The organism is Pseudomonas sp. WS 5059, assembly GCF_012985525.1.
In the GTDB taxonomy this organism is placed as follows: Bacteria; Pseudomonadota; Gammaproteobacteria; order Pseudomonadales; family Pseudomonadaceae; genus Aquipseudomonas.
Map to the genome: position 1 here is coordinate 1,035,372 of NZ_JAAQWO010000001.1, position 21,128 is coordinate 1,056,499.

Consider the following 21,128-nt stretch of genomic DNA (forward strand, 5'->3'; position numbering starts at 1 on the left):
ATTCAACCGGCGTTTGCAAAGCCGCTAAAAAACGCTGAACGGATAATCGACAATCACCCGGTATTCATCAGCGTTGGAATTGCCACGGGTATTGCCCGGTGCGGTATACCCCTGCCCCGTGCGGTGGGCCGCCCAGCGCAGTGTGACGTTCAAGCCCTTGGCCTTGCCGCCCGGCACGGCGTAGCGCAGGGCAATGTCCCGCTCCCAGTGATGGGCATCCTTGCCGGCGGCGTTGTAGATGTAGCCGTAGCCTTTGCTGTCGGGATCGACCCGGGTCAGGTCCGCTTCGCCACGGGTATAGGAGGTACTGAGCTGGAAGTCGGGCGCGTCGATGAACGCCAGGCTGGTCTGGTACTGGATCTTCCAGGAGCGTTCCCCTGGCGCGTTGAAGTCTGCGTACTGCTGGGAGTTGTTCAGGTAGAGGAAGGTCCGGTCGTCCTGCACCACGTAGTCGAACGGCGTGTCGCCATCAACCTTCTGCAGCCCCAGGGTCAGGCTCTGGCCGGCGCCGGACAGGGTCAGGCCGCCGGTGTAGGTGTGGTTGTCAATACGCCCCAACTGGCGCTGGCCCTGGTCGCGGGTGTTGAAGTAATGCACATACGGCGTCAGCGTGACCCCTTGAGCCAGGATGAACGGTTGGCTCACACCGGCGTAGTACTGATTCCAGATATCGCTGAGTTGCCCGCCATACACCGTCAGTGTCATCCCGCCCGGCGCACCGTAGACACCCCCCAGCCAGGCCATGTGCGGGCTTTCACGATCGGCGGCCAGCCCGGCCTTGTTGCCGTTGCCATAACTGGTACCCAGGTGGCTCTGGCCACTCTGGTTGCGCAGCCGCGTGGAGTCGACCCAACCGCCGTCCAGGGTCAGGTTCTGCAGGCTGTAGTTCTTCAGCGTCACCCCGCGAAAGGTCTGTGGGAACACCCGGCTCACACCGCTGGCCACCAGCGGGTTCTCCAGGTACTGGTCACCGGCCTGCACCAGGCTGTCAAAGGCGCGCAGCTTGAGGGCCGCGCCCGCCGCCGAGAAGTCGGCCTGCGGGGCCATCTGCGAATCCAGCGGCAGCAACCCCGCCCCGCCACTGCCCCCGCCGCCGTCGAGCTTGAGTCCATAGAACCCATGCACATCCACCCCGACCCCAATCGGCGTGTCGGTGTACCCCGAACGAAAGGACAGGTACACCCCCTGCACCCATTCGCGCTGGTCCAGCCGTGACGGCGTGTTGTGGTTATCGCGGCCCAGGTAGTAATTGCGCAGCAAGCCATTGAGGGACGAACCGCTGACAAACCCCGGCGCGACCGCCAGCTCAGCCTTCTGCCGCTCATTGATGCCCGTGCTGAGGTTGTCCCGTTGGCCCAGGGAGTTATCGGCGTACACGCTCGCTGCCGACAGGGACACCGTCAGCGACATCGAAACCCGCACCAGCCGCCCCATGGCAAACCCCATCAGCGTTGCTCCTGTTGTTGCAGTACAGTCACCGTCGCCGTGGTGCCCGCCCGCAAGCGGCCCTGGCTGGCGTATTCAGGATCGATGCCGATTCTGACCGGCACCCGCTGTGCCAGCTTGACCCAGGTGTAGCTGGGGTTGATGTTGGCCAGCAGGCGACTGCCCGGAGAGTTCTCGCGGTCGGTGATGGCGAAGGCGATGCTCTGCACCGTGCCGCCAAAGGTTTCGCCGCTCATCAACTGAATCCGTACGCGGTCGCCCTCGGCGATCCGGGGCAGCTTGGTTTCCTCGAAATAGCCACTGACATAGAACGAGTCGCTGTCCACCAGCGCCAGCAAGGCACCACCGGCCGTGGCGTAGTCGCCCTGGCGCGTCAACAGGTTGGTGACATAGCCACTGACCGGCGCGATCACCCGGGTACGCTGCAAATCGAGCTCTGCCTGGGTCAATGCGGCCTTGGCCAACTGCACGTTGGCCTCGGCCAGCCCGAGATTGGCCTGGTTGCTCAACAGTTGCGCCTGGGCGACCGCCACGTCGGTACTGGACTTCTCCCACTCTTCGCCGGAGATCGCGAACCCCTGCTTGAGGGTGCGCCGCCGCCGCTCCTCGCTCTGGCGCTGCTTGAGCTGGGCTTGGCTGGCAATGATCGCTGCCTGGGACTGGCCCAGGGTGGCCTTGGCCACGTCCACCGAGCGCCGTGCATGCTCGACCGCCAGGGCGTAGCGCGCAGGGTCGATTTCCAGCAGCACGTCGCCCTTTGTCACATGCTGGTTATCCTGCACCCGCAGGCTGACGATCAGCCCGGAGACATCCGCCGGCAGCGTCACCACGTCGGCACGCACGCGCGCATCACGGGTCCAGGGCGAGCGGGTGTAGTGTTCCCAGGCGAACCAGCCCAGCACCACGGCCAGCAAGACCACCACCAGGGTAATCACTTGGGGAATGAATTTTTTCAAGATCATGGGGTTCCCATCACTAAAATCACCACCGCACATACGCAGACATACAGGGCGCCCTCAAACAGCGCCTCATGCCAGACCAGCCGCAACACGCCGAGGCGGCGCAAACCCCAGTCCAGCAGCATGAACACTGGCAGCGCCAACAACAGGACCTGGGCAATCGGCGGCAGGTACACGCCGCCCACCTCGAAATCAATCGGCAAGGGCCGGCACTCCTTCTTCCACGGGTTCAAGAAATTCGCGATAGCGCTCAAGGAACGACGCCACGATCAGCAACGCCACCCGAATGCGAAACACCGACCACAGCTGCCCATGCCCTGAAGGCAACGCGCTGGCATGCAGCTGGTCCAACTCGTCGCCCAACTGGCGCAGGCTCGTGGTCAGAGCTTGCACGTCGACACCCGGCCGGCCGGCCACATAACGCCCGGACTGCTCCAGGACCGACTGCAAGCGAGCCTTGGTTGCAGGCGCGAGCAGCGTATTGTCCTGGCCTTGTTGCTTGAGCTGGTTCAGGGCGATCCCCAGGGCCATGCACGCCAGGCTGACCTCGAACAGCGCGTTGGAACGCCGGTCGTTGGCCGCCGGCAACAGCCCCAGCATCATGGTCAGGCGGTCCATCATCCGGCTTTCAAAGGCAAACTGGTGGGAGTCCGCCGTCGAGGCCCGGAGCAGCGCGTAGACCTGGCCACGGCTCTCGTCGTACAGGCGCTGGATACGCCGCGCAGGGTTAAACGCAAACACCCACGAATACACTAGCAACGACAGCGCGCACGCCCCTATATAGGCGCCAGCGAATTCGAACCACTGGCTCGCGCTGTTCTGCCAGGCCCCGATATTCTGCGGCCCTACCATCAGGAAGGTCGACAGGCCCAAGCCCATGCCGATCCCGGCGGTCATCGGGCTGGCCAGGCCTACCGCAATTACATACAGCAGCGGCGCGAGGATCAGAAACAGCATTTCCACATCGCCAATGGCCGGCACCAGCATGAACTGATAGACCGCCGAGACCACCAGGGACAGGCCAAACCCGCGCGCATAGTTCTGGCTCGCGGCCAGGGGCCGGGGAAAGGTCGCCATCAACGAACAGAGAATGCCCACCAGGATCATCCCGGCCCGGGCGCCGTCCCACGCGGTCTCGATCCAGATCAGGCCGCTGACGAACAAGGCAATGAAGGCCCGCGCCGCGTTCATCCCGGCCAGGCGCCAGTCCAGGTACAGCGGATTGCTCTGGCCCTGGCGGTGCGCACAGCTGGCCTGGCGACCGTCCTGGATGGCATCGCTGAGTTCGAGGATTTCCTCCAGTTGCTGCAACAGGCGCGCCTGCTCCCACCGCAAGGCCCACGCCAGTGCGCGCAAGGTGCCGGTCATGGGCCCGGCGCGCTGCTCGGCGTTTTTTGCCTGTTGGTCAAACCGCTGCTGGAGCGCGGTAAAGCCCTGGCGCGCTTCGGCCGACAGCGAACGACCGGCCACCGCCAACTGGTCGAGAAACGCCAGCTCGTCAGCCCGCAACTGCTGGATATCCTCCGGCAGATCGCCTTCCCAGCGCTCACCGATCAGCATGCGCTGGCGCCGCAGCACGGTCAGCCGCGAGGCCAGCAACACCAATTGATTGCCGAGCAGTTGCACCAACCCATTGGCGCTGCGCAGCCGTGGCGCATCGAAATACAGATGCCGGCGCAGGCCTTCCAGGGCGCTGATTTCCCCCAGCAACTGCATCTGGCGCTTATGAAAGTCCGCCTCGCTCTCTTCGGTGCGGATCACCGCTGCGGCGTGAGCGGCCATCAATTTCAACACCTGGTCGACCTTGGCGAAATAGCCCCGTGCAACCGCTTCCGGGCGCGCTGTGAGCAGGCTCACCAGGCATACACAGGCCACCGCCAGCAGCGTCTCGGTCAGCCGGGTGATCGCCAGCATCAAGGTGTTGTCCTGCTCCGGCACCGCCAGCAGCCCCACCACCACGGCGGTAAAACCACTGAGCACAAACGCATGGGAACTGGTGTAGCGCAACAACGTGCCGCCAGCGGTGCAGAACGCCAGCCACAACGACAGGGTGATAACAAAGGGCAGCGGCGCCTGGGGGAAAATCCCCATGATTACCACTGCCACGGCGGCACCGACCAGGGTGCCGATGATCTGCGAGAAACTGCGCTGCAACGCCATGCCGCCCAGGGGCTGGCTGACGATAATCACGGCCATCACCGACCATTTGGGTTGATCCAGGTCGAAGATAAAGGCCAGGTACAACGTCAACAGCCCGGCCGCGACGGTGCGCAGGGCAAACAGCAACACCCCGAGGCCGGGGTTGAACACAACTTTGAAATAGTTGATCAGCGGCTGCATGGGCGGCTCATGCGTGCGGCCAAGGCAGCTCAGGGGCTAGCAGACGATCGCCGTCAAACCCCTCGACATCACCAAACCGTTGCAGGTCACGGTTGTTCCACGCCAGTAAAGCCTCGACGATATCGGCCTTGTCGTGCGCAACAAAATTCCACCACAGATAAATCTCCTCGGTTAGAGGCACGCCCCCCAAGAGCAATGCACGCGAGGCTGCAAAAGACTGCAAGCTCAGCTCGCTCAAGCCACGCCCCAGATAAGCCAGCTCGTTACTGGCAAAGGTTTGACCATTGATGCTGAAGGCGCCTTCCAGCGGCAAAATGCCGTACTCGAACTGCGGATCAAGGCTCAAGTGCACACTCGCGGCGGCGTCACACCGCAGGTCGATACCCACCAGTGGCGAATAGAATCGACCCGGTGCGGTTCGGCCTGCAAAACCTCCGGCCAATAACGTGAGCTGCAAGCCTCCTTCAGCCCAGGTCGGCAAATCGGGGTAGTGGTCAAATGCCGGTGCGCAGTCTTTATCGGCCTGCGGCAAGGCGATCCATAGTTGCGCCGCATGCAGGTGATGCTCCTGCGCCAATGACTCTTCGGTGTGGGTAATGCCCCGCCCGGCCGTCATCAGGTTGACCTGGCCCGGACGAACAACCTGCTCATTGCCCAGGCTGTCTCGGTGCAGGACTTCGCCTTTGATCATCCAGGTAAAAGTCTGCAGGCCGATATGCGGATGCGGGCCGACACGCAACCCCGCATTGCTCTCAAACACCGTAGGGCCGGCATGATCGAGAAAACACCAGGCGCCAATAGTGCGCCGCTGCCTGGAGGGCATCAGCCGATTGATCGCAATCCCACCGCCCACCTGTGCAGTGCGCGCCGTAATACGCTGAATCTCGCGAACACCCTCAGCCCTCGGGCAATCAGATGACGTGGACAACTGATTGAATGGCTCCTGATTACTCATAGCTGCTCCTTTACCGCCAATTGACTTCGGATGCTGACACTGGCGCTCAGCAATTTATAAATCGGGCAAGTATTGGGGACCGCCAACAAGACTGATAAAGCTCTGCGTGCAATTCGATGCGGCGCAGGATTTGCGCAGCGCGCGGCTCCTGCACAACACGCCACTCGACATTAACTCTTTCTATCGAGTGCCTTCTTTCAGGCCCAACAGTTGCCACTCCCAGCGCAACCCTTGACCAAAGGCACCGCCCAGCTCAGCAAAGAGCTTGGCCACCTCACCTGCCGTTTCTTCATGGGACCAGTCGCGTTGCAACTCACTGATGTAGACCGCCGCCGTCAGCGGCCGGGCACCGGCTTGTACCATGCGTTGTACACCCCGCTCATGGCCTTCGGTGCTGCCCCCGCCCGCGGCATCGGTGACGATATACACCTCATACCCCGCCGCCAGTGTGCTCAACACCGCGAAGCTCAGGCAGACCTCAGTCCACAAGCCCGCAATCACCAGCTTTTTCTTGCCGGTGTCCTCGACCCACTTGCGCACCCGCGGGTCATCCCAAGAGTTGAGGCCAGTACGGTCGATCGGTTGCTGTTCGGGAAACACCGCCTGCAGCTCCTGGAAAATCTCCTGGCGCTCGGCGTAGGCCGTGGTCAATAGCGTGGGAACATTGAAGATCTTCGCGCCCTTGGCCAACAAGGTGGTATTGGTGACGACCGTATCCGCCGAGTGAGAACGCACTGCCAACAGCTGAAGGTACTGATGGTCAATCAACAGCAATGCGTGATTGTCAGCGTTCAATAGCGGGTCATTGGCTGGAATTTGGTGGTGTTTTTGCATCTGGACGCTCCTCGTCTCGGGCTGAAGTGGAGGCCGCCTCTCGCAGCGCAGCCCCCACGCCTGGGCTTACTTGCCCTCGGTCAACGCGTTGTAGCTGGTGAACAGGTTGCGATAGTCCGGGATGTGGTTGGAGAACAAGGTCCCCAGGCCTTCGATATCGTTGCGCCAGTCGCGGTGCAGCTCGCACGCCAGGCCGAACCAGGTCATCAGTTGGGCGCCGTTGGCGGTCATGCGGGCCCAGGCCGATTGCTGGGTCAGTTCGTTGAAAGTGCCGGAGGCATCGGTCACCACAAACACGTCATAGCCTTCGGCCAGGGCCGACAGTGCCGGGAACGCCACGCACACCTCGGTCACCACGCCAGCGATGATCAGTTGCTTCTTGCCGGTGGCCTTGATGGCCTTGACGAAGTCTTCGTTGTCCCAGGCGTTGATCTGCCCAGGGCGGGCAATGTACGGCGCGTCCGGGAACAGGGCCTTGAGCTCGGGCACCAGCGGGCCGTTGGGGCCGGTTTCGAAGCTGGTGGTGAGGATGGTCGGCAGCTTGAAGTATTTGGCCAGGTCAGCCAGGGCCAGGACGTTGTTCTTGAACTTGTCGGGCTCGATATCGCGGACCAGCGACAGCAAGCCAGCCTGGTGGTCAACCAGCAGGACAGCTGCGTTGTCTTTGTCCAGGCGAACGTAAGGTTTAGACATCATGATGCTCCTGATAAAAAAGGTGCTTGCCCAAATGGACCGCACCGGGGAAGGTCAGCCGTATTTACTTGCGCTGGGAGTCTAGCTCTTCGTGATTGTTTGCCACTTCCTGGGCCTTGATGTAGCTCTCGATCAGCAGTTGGTAGTGCGGCATGGCCTGGGTGTAGACGTTCGCCCACTCCTGGGCATCCGGACGGTTCCACGAGCCTTGCAGTTCCGACAGGGTGCCCATGATGTCGATCGGCACCACGCCGGCCTGGGCCAGGCGCGCGACGGTCAGGTCGGTGGCCAGTTTCGAGTGGTTGCCCGACGCGTCGACTACGGCGAACACCTTGTAGCCTTCATGCACCGCCGCGATGGACGGAAACGCCAGGCACACGCTAGTCAGGGTGCCGGCAATCACCAGGGTCTTCTTGCCGGTGGCCTTGACCGCCGCGTGGAACTCGGGGTTATCCCAGGCATTGATCTCGCCGCGCCGGGCCACGTACTGGGCATGGGGCGCCGCCTCGTGGATCTCCGGGATCAACGGGCCGTTCGGCCCCTGGGGCACTGAAGCGGTGGTGATGACCGGGATTTTCAGCAGGGTCGCGGCCTTGGCCAAGGCAATGGCATTGGCGCGCAATTGAGGAACATCAATGTCCTTGACGATCTGGAACAGGCCACTCTGGTGGTCGATCAGCAACATGGCGGTGTCGGTGGGGTCAATCGTCGGCTTCTGACCATTAAAGTTTGCAGCGTTACCTGAAGCGCTCATTTGCATTTCCTCTTATGTGGATGAACCTCCCTGCCATTACTGCCTGCCAAATGCCCGGCAGGCTCTGCACGTCCTGTGCAGATATGAATGGGTTACGACTCGCCAGGTTCGTTCGCTTTCGGACCTCAGACCTCGAAGCGCCTGGCGACAGCTGACAATTCCAACAATGGAACGCCTGCGCACAGCAATTTTTGTTAGCGCAAGGCGATCATTTTTTGCATTCCTGCAGATTTACCCTGAACGGAGCCAACGCTAATGGCCCACCCGAGCCAGTCCAGCCCACCGAGTGCCAGCCCATATGCCCCCTGCCGCTACCGTGATTCACTGCGCGTGTGTGGCCTGAAACAAACAGCGGCTCCACCTTAGTCATCACTCTAGGTGTTCGGTAGTGGTTGAATTAGACTTCACCATCTCAAAATTGGAACGATGCGCATGTTCGACCTGAATGAACTCTTCCTCTACGCCAAGGTGGTGGAGCATGGTGGCTTTGCGGCGGCCGGTCGGGCACTCAACATGCCCAAGTCGACCTTGAGCCGCCGGGTCAGCCAGTTGGAGGCGAGGCTGGGGGCACGCCTGATACAGCGCTCGACCCGGCAGTTCCAGGTCACCGACATTGGCCTGGCCTATTACCGCCACTGCGTGGCGATGACCGCCGAGGCGGAGTCGGCCGAGGACCTGATCGCCTTCAACAAGGCCGAGCCCCGTGGGGTGATTCGCCTGAGTTGCACCACCGCCCTGCTCAATTACTGGGTGGCGCCGATGCTGGGCCAGTTCATGGCGCAGTGCCCCAGCGTCGAGCTCAACGTGAAGAGTTTCAACCGTAAGGTCGATGTGATCAGCGAGGGCTATGACATTGCGCTGAACCTGTGCTTCCCACCTTTGGAAAGCAGCGACCTGGTGATGAAGCTGCTCGCCAGGAGCACCCAGGTGCTGGTAGCGAGCCCGGGTTTTTTACAGGAGCATCCACGGCCCCAGGTCCCTGCCGATTTGTCAGGACTGCCGACCATCTGCTGGGGCAACCCGACAGCGCAGTACGTCTGGGGCCTGACCGGGCAAGCAGGCGAGACGGCCGAGATCTGCCACGCACCACGGCTGATCAGCGATGACATGCCCACCCTGAAAAGCGCGGTGCTCCAGGGCGTGGGCGTCGCCAACCTGCCGCTGGCGGTGGTCGAGGATGAGATCAGACACGGGCGCCTGATCAGCCTGCTCCCCGATTGGCGCCCCACCGAAGGCGTGATCACCGCCGTCTTCCCTTCAAGGAGGGGACTGTTGCCGTCGGTGCGCACGTTGATCGACTTTCTGGCGCAGGCGTTTGCCGCGCAGCAACAGCAGCACAGCTGAGGGCGCGCCCAAGGTGAGGAAGTGTGACCGCGACCACCAACCGTGTTTCCAGGCCCCCTGCTCGGCCCACATCCTGCGTACCTCCCACGGCGTGAAAAGCACTGCACCCCGGGCAACCTCCCTTTATCGCCCCCGGCGTCTGTGACTGGACGCCAGTGGGGGGAATTACATCAGCGCAATAAACGCTATGTATAACGACCAGTTAACCATGTCGCGCATTTTGTAGGATAAGTCGTCTATCCCACGCTTTACACCATCGTAGTTACCGAACAAGAATGAACACCCCACGCAGTACCATTAACTAATTCAACCAGAAAAACATTTTTCCGGAGAATACAGAATGGCCAGCGAAAACTATGCAAGCAATGGCGTCGCAACTGCCCCATTAACTTCCGTGAATCAGGCACTCAACTTTGGTCGTGACTATTCGCGTCTAAAGAACTACTACGAGACCTGGTCAGCCGATTATGACAATGATGTCTCTGAAGAAAATTACTGCGGCCCCAGCATGCTCGCAGATCTCTTCGACTCATTGCACCGAGCCCCGCGGGAGCGCCAGTCGCTGCGTATCATGGATGCCTGCTGCGGCACTGGCCTGGTGGGTAAAGAGCTGATGCTACGGGGGTTTGCGCCGGTAGACGGGTGTGACCTGTCGCCGGCCATGACCCACCTCGCGCACAAGACCCAGGCCTACGCCAGACTGTATGGCGGGGTGGATCTTACGGAACACAATCCATTGATTGCAGATAACCAGTATGACGCGACCTTTTGTTGCGGTGCGTTTATCCAGGGCCACTTACCCATCGAGGCGATCCATGAACTTATGCGCATTACCACTCAGGGTGGAGTGATTCTGTTCAGTACTCGCTGTAGTTTTTATCAAGACGAACACTTTGATAAATTCCTGGACAAGTTAACCGCCTCTGCACAACTTTGTGCACTGCCCTCCTTTATGAACGCTGCTTACTTAAACGACGTGCAAGCCCACTACTTGGCGTTCGCCGTCAACAAATAATCAGGAGTCGAACATGGATGTGCTCAAAAGTATCTCCCTTGAGCGCCTTGCATCGACCCAAGCAGATTATGAAGTCAGCCGTTTGCGCGATTGTTGCGTCAATGATGGATTCTTCTACCTGGCCGATCATGGTATCCGGCTCTCGTTGATAGAGGATGCCTTGGCCACGGCGCGCCAGTTCTTTGCGCTGCCACTGTCGATCAAAAAGCAGTTCGGCCAGGACCGCCAAGTAGTCAGCCCCAAGACGTGCCGTGGGTATGTCGATACGTTTGGCGAGACCCTGCATGCGCCCACCGGCCCCGACCGCAAGCAGCATTTCGACATGGGCCGGGAAGCACCGGCCTGCGACTTGCCTTTTACCGGGCCGAACCTGCTGCCCAGCGACGACCAGGCGCCCGGATTTGCCATGGCCATGCTGGCTCTGCAACACGAAGTAATGAGCCGCGTAGTGCCCGCGCTGTTGCGCGGCCTGGCCCGGTCCCTGGGGCTGGATGGCGAATTTTTCCAGGGCTTTTTTTCCGACCCGGTGTTGATCCAGCGCGCCCTGTATTACCCGCCGTCGGGCAGCGGCGCGGGCAAGCACACCGATAACGGCATGTTCACCTTGCTGTTCCAGGACCCGCGAGATGCCTGCGCCCTCAGCGCGTTTTCCCAGGGGCGCTGGATCGACGTGCCGTGCCGCAAACACGAGGTGGTGGTCAATCTCGGCGATATGTTGATGAAGTGGAGCAACGGCCTGTTCACCAGTACACCGCACCAGGTCATCCACCGCGCCAGCACCGCCAGAGTGTCGTTGCCGTTTTTTGTGTACCCGAACATCGATGCGGTGTTCACGCCCCTGGGCGGCGACGCAACGGTCGCCTGCCAACAGGTGATGCTCGACAACTTTAATTCCATCTGGGTGTCCGGCCAGGGCGCCGGCAGGGCGCGCGAGTTCGCTTGAAGCAGCCCCACAGGAGAAGCGATATGGACAGCGCAACGCCAAGCAAAATCGCCTTCATCGGCGTCGGAAATATGGGCCGCCCCCTGGTGGAGCGCCTGCTGCACGCCGGCTACGCCGTGCAGGTGTATGACATCGACGCGGCACACGCACGCTCGGTGATCGCCGCCGGTGCCTGCTGGAAGGCCACCCCGGCACTGTGCGCCAGTGGCTGTGAGGTGGTCGTGACCTGCCTGCCTCTGCCCCATCATGTACTGGAAAACATGACCGGGCCGCACGGCGCGCTGGCCGGGATGGCGGCGCATTCGGTGTGGATCGACACCTCCACCACCGACTACCACAACACCCGCTACATCGCCGGGCTGGCCCGGCAAAAATCCATCTACAGCCTGGAAGCCCCGGTCAGCAACCTGTCGCACATGGGGGTGGATTTCGCCAACGTGTGCTTTTACATCGGGGGCGATGAGCGCGGTTATCAATTGAGCCGCAACGTGTTGGAGACCATGGGCCGCAAGGCGTTTTACGTGGGCGAGATCGGCGCCGGGCAGTCCGTCAAGCTGCTGACCAACCTGCTGTTCTACGCTGCGACCGCCGTGTGGGCCGAGTTACTGGTATTGGCCAGGGCCCATGAGATCCCGCTGCATTGGCTGTGGGATTTCGTCAAGACCTCCCGTGGCAACTGCTTTGTCAGCAACCAGTTGACCCCCTTTATGCTTGACGCCAGCTATGACCATTCCTGCACCCTGGAGATCACGGTCAAGGACATGAACCTCACCGAGGCGCTGGCCGATGAGCTGGGAGTGGCGATGCCGTTGGGGCGCATCGTCGCTGAGCGTTATCGACAGGCAGGCGCACAGTTCGACAGCCAGGACAATCACGTCAAGATCGCCGCCTTGAGCGAACAGGAAAATCGCATTGCCCTTGCCCTGCCGGGCTTCCAGGCGCCCTCGCCCTACGGAGCCAATCACGCCTACCGCCATAGCGGCGCCTTTACCGAGGATGCCTTCGGTCGCATCACTCCCACCCTGCCGCACGCGTTCCATTGCGGCATCACCTTTACCGACAATCAGAAGATCAAGCTGGCGGCGCACCTGGTGGAGTTTCTCGCTTGCATCAACCGGGTCATCCTTGGCGAAGCGGCTGAGATCGGCAGCGCCATGGGCCTGTCACCGACGCTGATCACCCAGGTGGTCAACTGGAGCTGCGGCCCCAGCTGGGTGGCCGAACACCTGGACAGCTACGAGCCGTGTTTCGACAGCATCGCGGTGGTCGAGCAAAAACGCCACGCGCTGCAACTGAGCGTGATCAACCGGATCTTCCAACAATCGATCCTGGATGCGGCCATCCCACGCCGGATACCGGGCCTGGCCCTCGCCGAGGGGGTATGTGCGCCATGAAAATAACGTCGATCAAGGTCTATCAGTTCGATGTGCCGCTCAAGGAAAAATACAGCCTCAGCGGCGGGCGCCTGCACTATGCCGCGCTGGACTCCACCGTGGTGGTGATCGGCACCGACAGCGGCTTGCAGGGGGTGGGAGAAAGCTGCCCATGGGGCGCCACCTACCTGCCGGCCTATGCCAAAGGCGTACGGGCGGGGATCGCGGAACTGGCGCCGCACCTGCTGGGGGAGAACCCGCTGTACCTGGAGCAGATCAACGAGCGCATGGACGTCATGCTGCCCGGGCACCCCTATGTAAAAGCGGCCATTGACCTGGCCTGCTGGGACATTCTGGGCAAGCACTGCCAGTTGCCGGTGTATGCCTTGCTGGGAGGCAAATTCCAGGCCTCGATTGCCTTGCAGAGCAGCATCCCCACAGGTGATCCCGAGCACATGGCGACGCACCTGCAAGCCGCCCGCCAGCAGGGTTATCGTACCCATTCGTGCAAGGTGGGTACCGGTGTCGTGGAGGATGTCGCGCGGATCAACAGCCTGATCGAGCAACGCCTGCAGGGCGAGGTGATCACCTTCGATGTCAATCGCGCCTGGACGGTGGCCGATGCCGTCGCGGTGATGAACAGCGTGCAGGACCCCACGGTGTGTTTCGAACAGCCCTGTGAGTCCATGGACCAATGCCGCGCCGTGCGCGAGCTGACCCGCAACCCGATCATCCTGGATGAGTCCATCGTGACCCTGGCCGACCTGGTGTACGCCCAGCGCCATAACATCACCCAGGTCATCGGGCTGAAAATCGCCCGGGTCGGCGGCTTGACCAAGGCCCGGCAACTGCGCGACTTCTGCCTCCATCACGGGATCCAGATGAACATCGAGGACGTCGGCGGCACGCTGGTGTCCGACAGCGCCGTCATGCACCTGGCCACCGCGACGCCGGCGCGTTTTCATCGTGCGAGCTGGAACTGTTGCCGCCACCACGATGTGCAACTGGCCACGGGCGGGTTCGATATTCGCCAGGGCCGCGCCTATGTGCAGGACAGGCCGGGGCTGGGGCTTGACCTTGACCCCCGGTGTTTCGAATCGGCGCTCGCCCAGTACAGCTGAGCCCCCACCCCTTTATCCCCGTTGATCCATGGAGGTTCCATGTCCAGCGCCCCATCGTCCCCGCACCTGGCTCGAGGCTTTGCCGCCGACCCCTTTGCATCCTTCACCTTGCCCAGCGAACACTATGTGGACAGCGGGCTGTTCGAGCAGGAAATGCAGCTGATTTTCTGCAAGACCTGGCAGTACGTATGCCACGTGTCAGCCCTGGCCCAGGTCGGCGACTATTACGTACGCGACCTGGGCCGCCAGAGTGCCCTGGTGGTCAAGGACCAGGATGGCGCCTTCAAGGCCTTCCACAATGTGTGCCAGCACCGTGCACATCGGCTCGTGGAGGGCCGCGGGCATGTGCCCGGGCTGCTGACCTGCCCTTACCATGCCTGGGCCTACAACACCCAGGGCCAACTGATCAGTGCGCGCAAGTCCGAACACGTCAAGAACTTCAGCACCGCGCAGGTGCAACTCGCACCCATCCGCCTTGAGGTATTTTGCGGGTTTATCTTTATCAACTTCGACAGCCACTGCGCCTCCATGCAAACCCTGCTGCCCGGCCTGGAGGACTCCATCCGCACGTTCGCCCCCGCACCGGAACGCTTGGTCCATGCCTACTCCAAGGACTACAGCGTGCAGTCGAACTGGAAGGTTTCGGTGGAGAACTATTCGGAGTGTTATCACTGCCCGATGTGCCACCCGACGCTGTCCATGGCCACCCTGGACCTGAAGAGCTACCACTTGGCGATCCATGAGCATTACCACGCCCATGTCAGCCACGACAGCGGTGAGAACCAGGGATATACGATGAAGCAGACCTCAGCCCAGTCCCGCCAGTTTGGCGCCTGGTACCTATGGCCGAATTTTTGCCTGGAGGTTTACCCAGGAGGCTATATGAATGTGCTGCATCACATCCCGCTCGCGGTGGACCACACCGTGCAGGTGGTCGAATGGTTCTGCGAGGCGGCCACCCCCACGCGCGAAGAACAGGAAGTCATCGACTTTGTGGCGGTGATTCGTGAAGAAGATGTGCCGCTGTGCGCCAGCGTGCAGCGCGGCTTGAGCAGTGATGGCTACCAGCAGGGGCGCTTTATCGTCGACCCAGGCCTGGGCGCCAACAGCGAACACGCCGTGCATGACATCCAGAAAAAAACCCTGGCAGCCCTCGGCCTGCTGCTCGCCGAAGATCCCTAAGGCCCGTGTAGACCGATGCCCCTGACTGAGCAGGCTTGCCGGCTCAGTCAGGGCACAAACGCTCCCCCCATGTGCTGGGCAGCGCTTAGCCTCAGTCGGCGAACGACGACTTCAACCATTCCAGCAACTGCCGGGCTGCCGGGCCCAGGTTGGCGTCTCGCCACTTGTAGACGCTCAGGGCTTGCGGCAAGTGGGTCGATTGCGCAAAGGGCCGCACCAGCTCACCGCTGGCCAGCATTCTTTCAGTGGTCCTGCGCCACCCCAGGGCAAAACCGAAGCCCGCGACGCAAGCCTGCATCATCACCGGATAACTGTCGAAGAACTTGCCCTTGGGGTCGCCCAGCTTGATGCCGTACTCCAGCAACCAATCGTTCCAGGTGCTCCAGTCCTGCGGCACCGCGACATGGTGCAGCAGCGGCAGGTTGGCCAGGTCTGCCAGGGCCAGCGATGTACTGCCAAAGGACGCGAGATAACGGGGGCTGCACACCGGGTAGATTTCGTCGCTCAAGGTAAACAACCGCGTGTGGTCACCAGATGCCCGGCCCGAGGTCTGGATGGCGATATCAAATTTTTCCGCGGTTTCGGTAATGGGCTGGGTCGATGCGTTAAGCCGCACCTCGATCTCGGGGTGCTTGTTGTGCAACGCGGGAATATTGGGAGTCAGCCAATAAAAGGCTTCGCACAGTTGCGCCACCAGCACCACTTCGCTGTTGTCCCGGCCTTTTTTCAGGTCTTCGGCTTGCGACGCAATGCCCAGGAAGGCGGTGCGCACGGTATCGCGAAATTCGACCCCCGCCGCCGTGAGGAACACCGCGCGGTTTCTACGGGTAAATAAAGCAACACCGAGAAATTCTTCGAGGGCACGGACCTGTTTGCTGATGGCTGCCTGGGTCAGGTGCAACTCTTCTGAGGCTTTGGAAAAGCTCTCAAGTCGCGCCGCCGCTTCAAAAGGCACAAGGCTGGACAGTGGAGGCAGTGAGCGTTTGAAATTATCCATAATTTTCAGTCCTTCTGCGTAACCATAAGTCACTTTAAATACAACCAGTGCTCACCCAGAATCCTTACTGCAGGCCAATCAAGGAAAACTCATGTCTGGAAGCACTACGATAACCGCCACCGATAACCGACAAAGCATTCTTATCGTGGTGGGTTCGGTATTTTTGCTGTCGGTGTCAGACGCCATCATCAAGGCGACCAGTCCCGATACGTCAATGTGGCAATTGTATGTGATCCGCTCCGTCCTGGCCTGCGCCATTCTGCTGGCGTTAGTGGTGCACATGCGCGGCGCCGCGCAGTTGCGCCCACTGTCCCCGCTGTGGGTGGTGATAAGAAGCCTGCTGCTGTCGTTGATGTGGATCGCCTTTTACGGCGCCCTGCCCTTTATCAGCCTGACCATCGCTGCCCTGGCAATCTACACCACGCCCCTGTTCATTGCGTTGTTCGCGGCCCTTTCACTGAAGGAAGACGTGACCCTGCGCAAATGGCTGGCGATCGGCCTGGGTTTTGTCGGGGTCTTGATCACCCTGGCGCCGAGCACCGAAGAATTCAATACCTATGCCCTGCTGCCGGTACTCGCCGCCATCCTGTACGCCCTCGCCGTGGTGGTGACCAAGGGCAAATGTGCCGATGAGGACCCCATGCTGCTGGCACTGGCCATGAATGCCGCGCTGCTGGTGATCGGTGTGCTCGGCAGCCTGGTGGTGATGCAGACCGGCCCGCATTTCCCGAGCAATGAAGGTTGGCGCTTCCTGATCGGCGGCTGGTCGGCCATGGGCCAGGCCGACTGGTGGATCATGATCGTATTGGCGGTGTTGATGGTGCTGGTCAGCATCGGGATCGCCAAGGCCTATCAAATTGGCGAGACCTCGATCATCGGCGCGTTTGACTACACCTACCTGATTTTCGCCATCGCCTGGGGCGCCCTGCTGTTCAACGAAATGCTCAACGGCCGAACCGCCACCGGCCTGGTCCTCATTCTGCTCTCGGGTTTCCTTGCGCTGAAAAAACCCGCTGGCGAGCTGTAGATACCTCACGTGCACAGGCCCTGCCCAGGAGCTGTTTATGCTGACGTCATCTCATCTGCCCAATGTGATTGTGTGGGCCGTTTCCAGGAGCCGCTCAACCGCCTTCGAGCGCGCCGTGATGCAACACCCGGGCGTGAAGGTGCTGCATGAACAACTGTCGGAGCCGTTCCTGGCCCGACACTTCCCGGCAAAGCATGCGCTGATCGAGCGCAACCGCCAGGCCGCGCAAGGCCCTGCGGGCATCACCCGCTACAGCCAGGCGCTGGCCCTGTTGAGCCAACGTCCGGCCGAACCCCAGCACCTGCAATGTGCCAAGGAGATCGCCTATTTCTTCGACTTCCAGGCCATCGATGGCGCCTGGTTGACCGCATTCAAGCATGTGTTCCTGGTGCGCCAGCCGCTGGCGGTCATGCAGTCGCTGTATCGCGTCAGCCAGGGCGGCGGCACCACCTATTTCGATGCCGACGAGTCAGGTTTCGATGAACTGGCACGCATTCATGGCCTGGTGCTGGAGCATTGCCCCAGCGATCACGTGCTGTACCTGGACAGTGACGCCGACTTGATGGCAGACCCCCAGGGCACCCTGCTGCGCTTCTGCGATTTTGCCGGCATCGAGTATTCCCCAAGGCTGTTGGCGTGGCAGCCGGAACAGGTCGCGCAATGGCAGTTTTTCAAGGGCTGGCATGATGACGCCGAGCGCTCGTGCGGGTTCGCCCAGGTGACGCACCCGGCCATGGATTTCCCGCCTATCGTCGAACAGACGGCCCGGGACAAGCAGGTGACTTATCGGTTTTTCCAGCTGTGCGCCAGCTGGCAACGCCAGGCTGATACAGCCGATCACCTCAAGTGCCTGCATGAACCCGCCACCACGCGGCTTCAGGTGCTGTTACTGGCCCACACCGACGAGCAGCGCCAGCGCGCCCTGCAACTGGCGGCGCATTTGCCCGACGACTATGCCCTTTGGCTGCTGGACAGCGCCAGCCACACCCTGAGCGACCAAACCCTGCGTGAACTGGCGCTGTTGCAGGACGGGCCGCTGGTGCTGCTGACGGCCAACGAGCACTTGACCTATTGCTCGCCCGAGCAGGCGCGCCAGCGGTTCCTGTGCCTGGTGGCCCCGGATACGGCCTCGGCCAGGGCCCTTGGCCTGCCACTGATTACCCTCGAGCCAAACACCCCCGCTGCACAGGGGCCGCGAATCAGTGCTCAGTTGGCCACCCTTGCGCGCAACGCAAGCCTGCACAGCCGCGCACGCCAAATCGCCAGCAACCGCTACGCCAGCGCGGCCATCGCACCGGGCCTGTCGTGGCAGCAACACTTCTTGCGCCTGCTGGAGCAGGCTCCCGAAAGCCTGGTCGCGATGACGCCCCACAGGCAGCTAAATGCGCGGCAGCTACACGCCCATGCCGTGACGCTGGCCGAGCGCCTGTCGAGCCAGTGTGCCCACGGCGGCTGGGTGGCGATCCGCCTGGACAAGGACCTGCGCAGCCTGATCAGCATGACCGCGTGCAGCCTGCTGGGCTGCCCCTACCTCGACATCCCCCATTGGTATGGGCTGGAGGCCACTGCCAAGGCCCTGGCCAATCTGCGGCCGGTGGTGGTGATCGGCGACAGCAGCAGCCTCAATGACCTGCCGCCCGGCTACCCCAGCCTGGTGTTCGATGAACTGCCCGCCACGCCCGCCCGGCCCGCCACCTTGCCCCACCGGGTACCGGGGGCAAATGACCTGGCCTACGGCCTGCTCACGTCCGGCACCACCGGCACGGCGAAGATCGTCACCATCGGCGAGCACGGCCGCCTGGACTCCCTGGCGTTGTGGCAACAGCACATCCGCCCGGGTGATCGGGTGGGCCTCAACGCCTGGATGGCCGGGTATGTGTATTACCCTATTTTCAGCGGCGCCACCGTGTGCCTGATGCCCGACGCCATGGTGCTCGACCCCCAGGCCCTGCGGGCATTCGTCGAGCATGGCCAGCTTAGCCAATTGATGATCACCCCCAGCCTGGCCGCAGGCCTGATGCACGATGAGCCCGCGTTCAAACAGGCCTTTGCCGGCGTGCGGTGCCTGTGGCTAAGCGGCGAACAACTGCCGCCGTCCACGCGGCAGAACCTGGTGCGCTGCCTGCCCAATTGCCGGGTGATCGACCTGTATGGCTCCAATGAAGCGGGCGACGTCGCGTTAGTCGCCCCCGACGGCCATCTGCAATGGACCCCTGGCACCCAGGCCTACGTGCTCGACCCGGCCCTCGATTGCACCCCACTGGGTGGCCACGGCGAACTGTACGTGCAGACCCCGGGGCTCAGCGTCGGCTACCTGGAGGACGATGCGGCCAACCGCAGCGCATTCGTGGCCAACCCACTGGCCCAGGAGTGCCCAGCGCTGGCCCCGCGGCTGCTGCGCACCGGCGACAGGGTCCGCCTGGACGAGGCCGGCGAGGTCTACCTGATCGGGCGCGCGACCACCCACCTCAAGGTGCGCGGCTTCAAGATCTTCAGCGCCGACGTCGAGCGCGTGTTGATGGCCCATCCCGAGGTGCGCAGCGCCCTGGTCACCACCCGTGGCGAAGGCCCGGACTTGCAGCTGGTAGCGTTTATCTGCGCCGTGGACTCCGGCAAGCCCCCCACTGCCGGCGCCCTGCGCCAGTGGGCGGGCCAGCACCTGCCTGCCTTCAGCGTGCCGCTGGGGTATTTTTTGGCCGCCTCGATTCCGGCAGGTGCCAGCCAGAAGCGCCTGGGCGCCCAGGCCCTGCTGCAACAGCCACTGACACCGCTGGCCGACGAGCAACCGCCGTTGACGCCGCTGCAAACCCGCCTGGCCCGGTTATGGGCGCGCTGCATGAACCTGCAAGGCGTCACCCTGGGGCCGGACAGCGACTTTATCGAGATTGGCGGAAGCCTGTTGCTGCTGGACTTGATCAATCGCATCAACCGCGCGTTCGACACCGACCTGACGATTGCCGACATCACCCGTGACTCGACATTGGCCGGGATCAGCCGGCAGTTGGCCCATCGGCTGCAAGGCGCGCCGCTTTTGGAAGTGGCCTTTTCGGTCACGGCACACGCCGAGCGTTATCTGGCGCACTTGAACACGGCCGTGGCGAACCTGCCCCAGGTGCCACCCCGCCTGGCCCGACGCACGCTGCTGGTCACCGGCGCCACCGGGTATCTGGGGCGCAGGGTGGTTGCCGAGCTGCAACACAGCGCCGGGGTGCAGACGGTGTTGTGCCTGGTGCGCGCCGATGATCCGGCCCAGGCCCAGCGGCGCATCGCCGAACTGGGCCTGACACCTGGCAGCGCACGAGTCGTGGGCCTGGCCGGGGACCTGGCGCAACCACGGTTGGGCATGTCGAGCGCGGCCTATCAAAGCCTGTGCCAGGAGGTGGACTGCATCATTCACTGCGCCGCCGACGTCAACTGGCTAAAAAGTTATGAACGCCTGGCCCAGACCAACGTCGGTGGCGTAGTCGAGGTATTGGGCCTGGCCGCCGCCAGCGGTGCGGCCGTGGTGTTCGCCTCGACCCTGCCAGAGCCGGTCCCCTCCACCGGCTATAACCGCGCCAAGCTGGTGGCCGAACAACTCGCGCTGGGTTTTTGCCAAAGCCGTGGGCTGTGCCTGAACATCCTGCGCTGCGGTGACATCAGCGCCCCCGCCAACCCGGGCAGTGGTTCATCGATCAACCAGGAAGACTATGTGGGGCTGCTGATTCGCAGCTGCCTGGCGCTCAAGGCCTGGCCTGACGAAGCCCATTGGTCGCTGAACCTGACCCCCGTGGATTATGTCGCACAGGTGTTCACCCACACCGCCCTCCACGGCCAGGCCCTGGGTTTGCCGCCGCTCCAGCACCTGTACAACCCCGCACCGAACCTGCCCTGGACGCAGCTATGCGCCTGGATGCAAACGCTGCTGGGCCACGCGCAGTTCGCGCCCCTACCCCTGGCGCAATGGCAAGCCCGACTCAAGGCGCAGGCCCCGGGCCAGGCCGTGCTGCAACGCACGCTGCTGATCCTGGCAATGATCATCGACGACTTCAGCCACTTCCACCCGCCACCGCCGCTGCTGCTCGATCACCTCAAGTGCCCGGCAATCGACGCCGAATGGACCCAGCACTATCTCGCGGCCTTAACCCTTACACAGGAGTGACCCC

At 62.3% G+C, this 21,128-nt stretch carries 17 protein-coding genes; 8 read left to right on the forward strand and 9 right to left on the reverse strand.

Features of this window, described 5'->3' with window-relative positions:
• Positions 1–24: 24 nt before the first annotated feature.
• From HBO12_RS04425 to HBO12_RS04460, 8 genes are all read right to left on the reverse strand, one after another.
• Entirely contained in the window at positions 25–1,410 is a 1,386-nt protein-coding gene (locus HBO12_RS04425) for an OprD family outer membrane porin (RefSeq protein ID WP_463671601.1), read from the reverse strand.
• Positions 1,411–1,445: 35 nt separating this feature from the next.
• Positions 1,446–2,408 carry an HlyD family efflux transporter periplasmic adaptor subunit gene (locus HBO12_RS04430; protein WP_432755646.1) on the reverse strand — a complete coding sequence of 321 codons (963 nt, stop codon included), beginning with the start codon at positions 2,406–2,408 and terminating at the stop codon, positions 1,446–1,448.
• The gene (locus tag HBO12_RS04435) at positions 2,405–2,608 is read right to left on the reverse strand and encodes a DUF1656 domain-containing protein (RefSeq protein ID WP_170041562.1); all 204 of its coding nucleotides are present in this window, start codon (positions 2,606–2,608) and stop codon (positions 2,405–2,407) included. Before HBO12_RS04435 ends, HBO12_RS04430 begins: the two co-directional genes overlap by 4 nt.
• Positions 2,598–4,745, reverse strand: coding sequence for an FUSC family protein (locus HBO12_RS04440; RefSeq protein ID WP_170041563.1), 2,148 nt, complete (start codon positions 4,743–4,745; stop codon positions 2,598–2,600). Before HBO12_RS04440 ends, HBO12_RS04435 begins: the two co-directional genes overlap by 11 nt.
• A 7-nt stretch (positions 4,746–4,752) precedes the next feature.
• Positions 4,753–5,700 (reverse strand): pirin family protein, encoded by a 948-nt coding sequence (locus tag HBO12_RS04445; protein ID WP_170041564.1) that lies wholly within the window; start codon positions 5,698–5,700, stop codon positions 4,753–4,755.
• Between the two features lie 180 nt (positions 5,701–5,880).
• Entirely contained in the window at positions 5,881–6,534 is a 654-nt protein-coding gene (locus HBO12_RS04450) for a hydrolase (protein WP_170041565.1), read from the reverse strand.
• A 66-nt stretch (positions 6,535–6,600) separates the two neighbouring features.
• Positions 6,601–7,227, reverse strand: coding sequence for an isochorismate family cysteine hydrolase YcaC (gene ycaC / locus HBO12_RS04455; protein ID WP_032861405.1), 627 nt, complete (start codon positions 7,225–7,227; stop codon positions 6,601–6,603).
• Positions 7,228–7,291: 64 nt separating this feature from the next.
• Entirely contained in the window at positions 7,292–7,981 is a 690-nt protein-coding gene (locus HBO12_RS04460) for an isochorismatase family protein (RefSeq protein ID WP_170041566.1), read from the reverse strand.
• Positions 7,982–8,413: 432 nt separating this feature from the next.
• Here HBO12_RS04460 and HBO12_RS04465 point away from each other — a divergent pair, with 432 nt between their 5' ends.
• The 6 genes from HBO12_RS04465 (at position 8,414) to HBO12_RS04490 (ending at position 14,959) form a co-directional block, all read left to right on the forward strand.
• A complete protein-coding gene (locus tag HBO12_RS04465; protein ID WP_170041567.1) occupies positions 8,414–9,325 on the forward strand; it encodes a LysR substrate-binding domain-containing protein in 912 nt (303 codons plus the stop codon).
• Positions 9,326–9,665: 340 nt separating this feature from the next.
• Positions 9,666–10,340, forward strand: a complete 675-nt coding sequence (locus HBO12_RS04470) for a class I SAM-dependent DNA methyltransferase (RefSeq protein ID WP_170041568.1) — start codon at positions 9,666–9,668, stop codon at positions 10,338–10,340.
• 13 nt (positions 10,341–10,353) lie between these two features.
• Positions 10,354–11,283 carry an isopenicillin N synthase family dioxygenase gene (locus HBO12_RS04475; RefSeq protein ID WP_169955269.1) on the forward strand — a complete coding sequence of 310 codons (930 nt, stop codon included), beginning with the start codon at positions 10,354–10,356 and terminating at the stop codon, positions 11,281–11,283.
• 23 nt (positions 11,284–11,306) lie between these two features.
• Positions 11,307–12,677: an NAD(P)-dependent oxidoreductase gene (locus HBO12_RS04480; RefSeq protein WP_170041569.1), complete on the forward strand. Its 1,371-nt coding sequence runs from the start codon at positions 11,307–11,309 to the stop codon at positions 12,675–12,677.
• Positions 12,674–13,777, forward strand: coding sequence for a mandelate racemase/muconate lactonizing enzyme family protein (locus HBO12_RS04485; RefSeq protein ID WP_170041570.1), 1,104 nt, complete (start codon positions 12,674–12,676; stop codon positions 13,775–13,777). The genes HBO12_RS04480 and HBO12_RS04485 overlap by 4 nt, the downstream gene beginning before the upstream one ends.
• A 39-nt stretch (positions 13,778–13,816) precedes the next feature.
• The gene (locus HBO12_RS04490) at positions 13,817–14,959 is read left to right on the forward strand and encodes an aromatic ring-hydroxylating oxygenase subunit alpha (protein ID WP_170041571.1); all 1,143 of its coding nucleotides are present in this window, start codon (positions 13,817–13,819) and stop codon (positions 14,957–14,959) included.
• A 91-nt stretch (positions 14,960–15,050) separates the two neighbouring features.
• Here HBO12_RS04490 and HBO12_RS04495 read toward each other — a convergent pair whose 3' ends face one another.
• Positions 15,051–15,956, reverse strand: a complete 906-nt coding sequence (locus HBO12_RS04495; RefSeq protein WP_170041572.1) for a LysR substrate-binding domain-containing protein — start codon at positions 15,954–15,956, stop codon at positions 15,051–15,053.
• Positions 15,957–16,047: 91 nt separating this feature from the next.
• On the opposite strand from HBO12_RS04495, the gene HBO12_RS04500 reads away from it, so the two are divergent.
• Positions 16,048–16,983 carry a DMT family transporter gene (locus tag HBO12_RS04500; RefSeq protein ID WP_169955274.1) on the forward strand — a complete coding sequence of 312 codons (936 nt, stop codon included), beginning with the start codon at positions 16,048–16,050 and terminating at the stop codon, positions 16,981–16,983.
• Positions 16,984–17,020: 37 nt separating this feature from the next.
• Positions 17,021–21,124, forward strand: coding sequence for an SDR family oxidoreductase (locus tag HBO12_RS04505; protein ID WP_170041573.1), 4,104 nt, complete (start codon positions 17,021–17,023; stop codon positions 21,122–21,124).
• Positions 21,125–21,128: the final 4 nt, after the last annotated feature.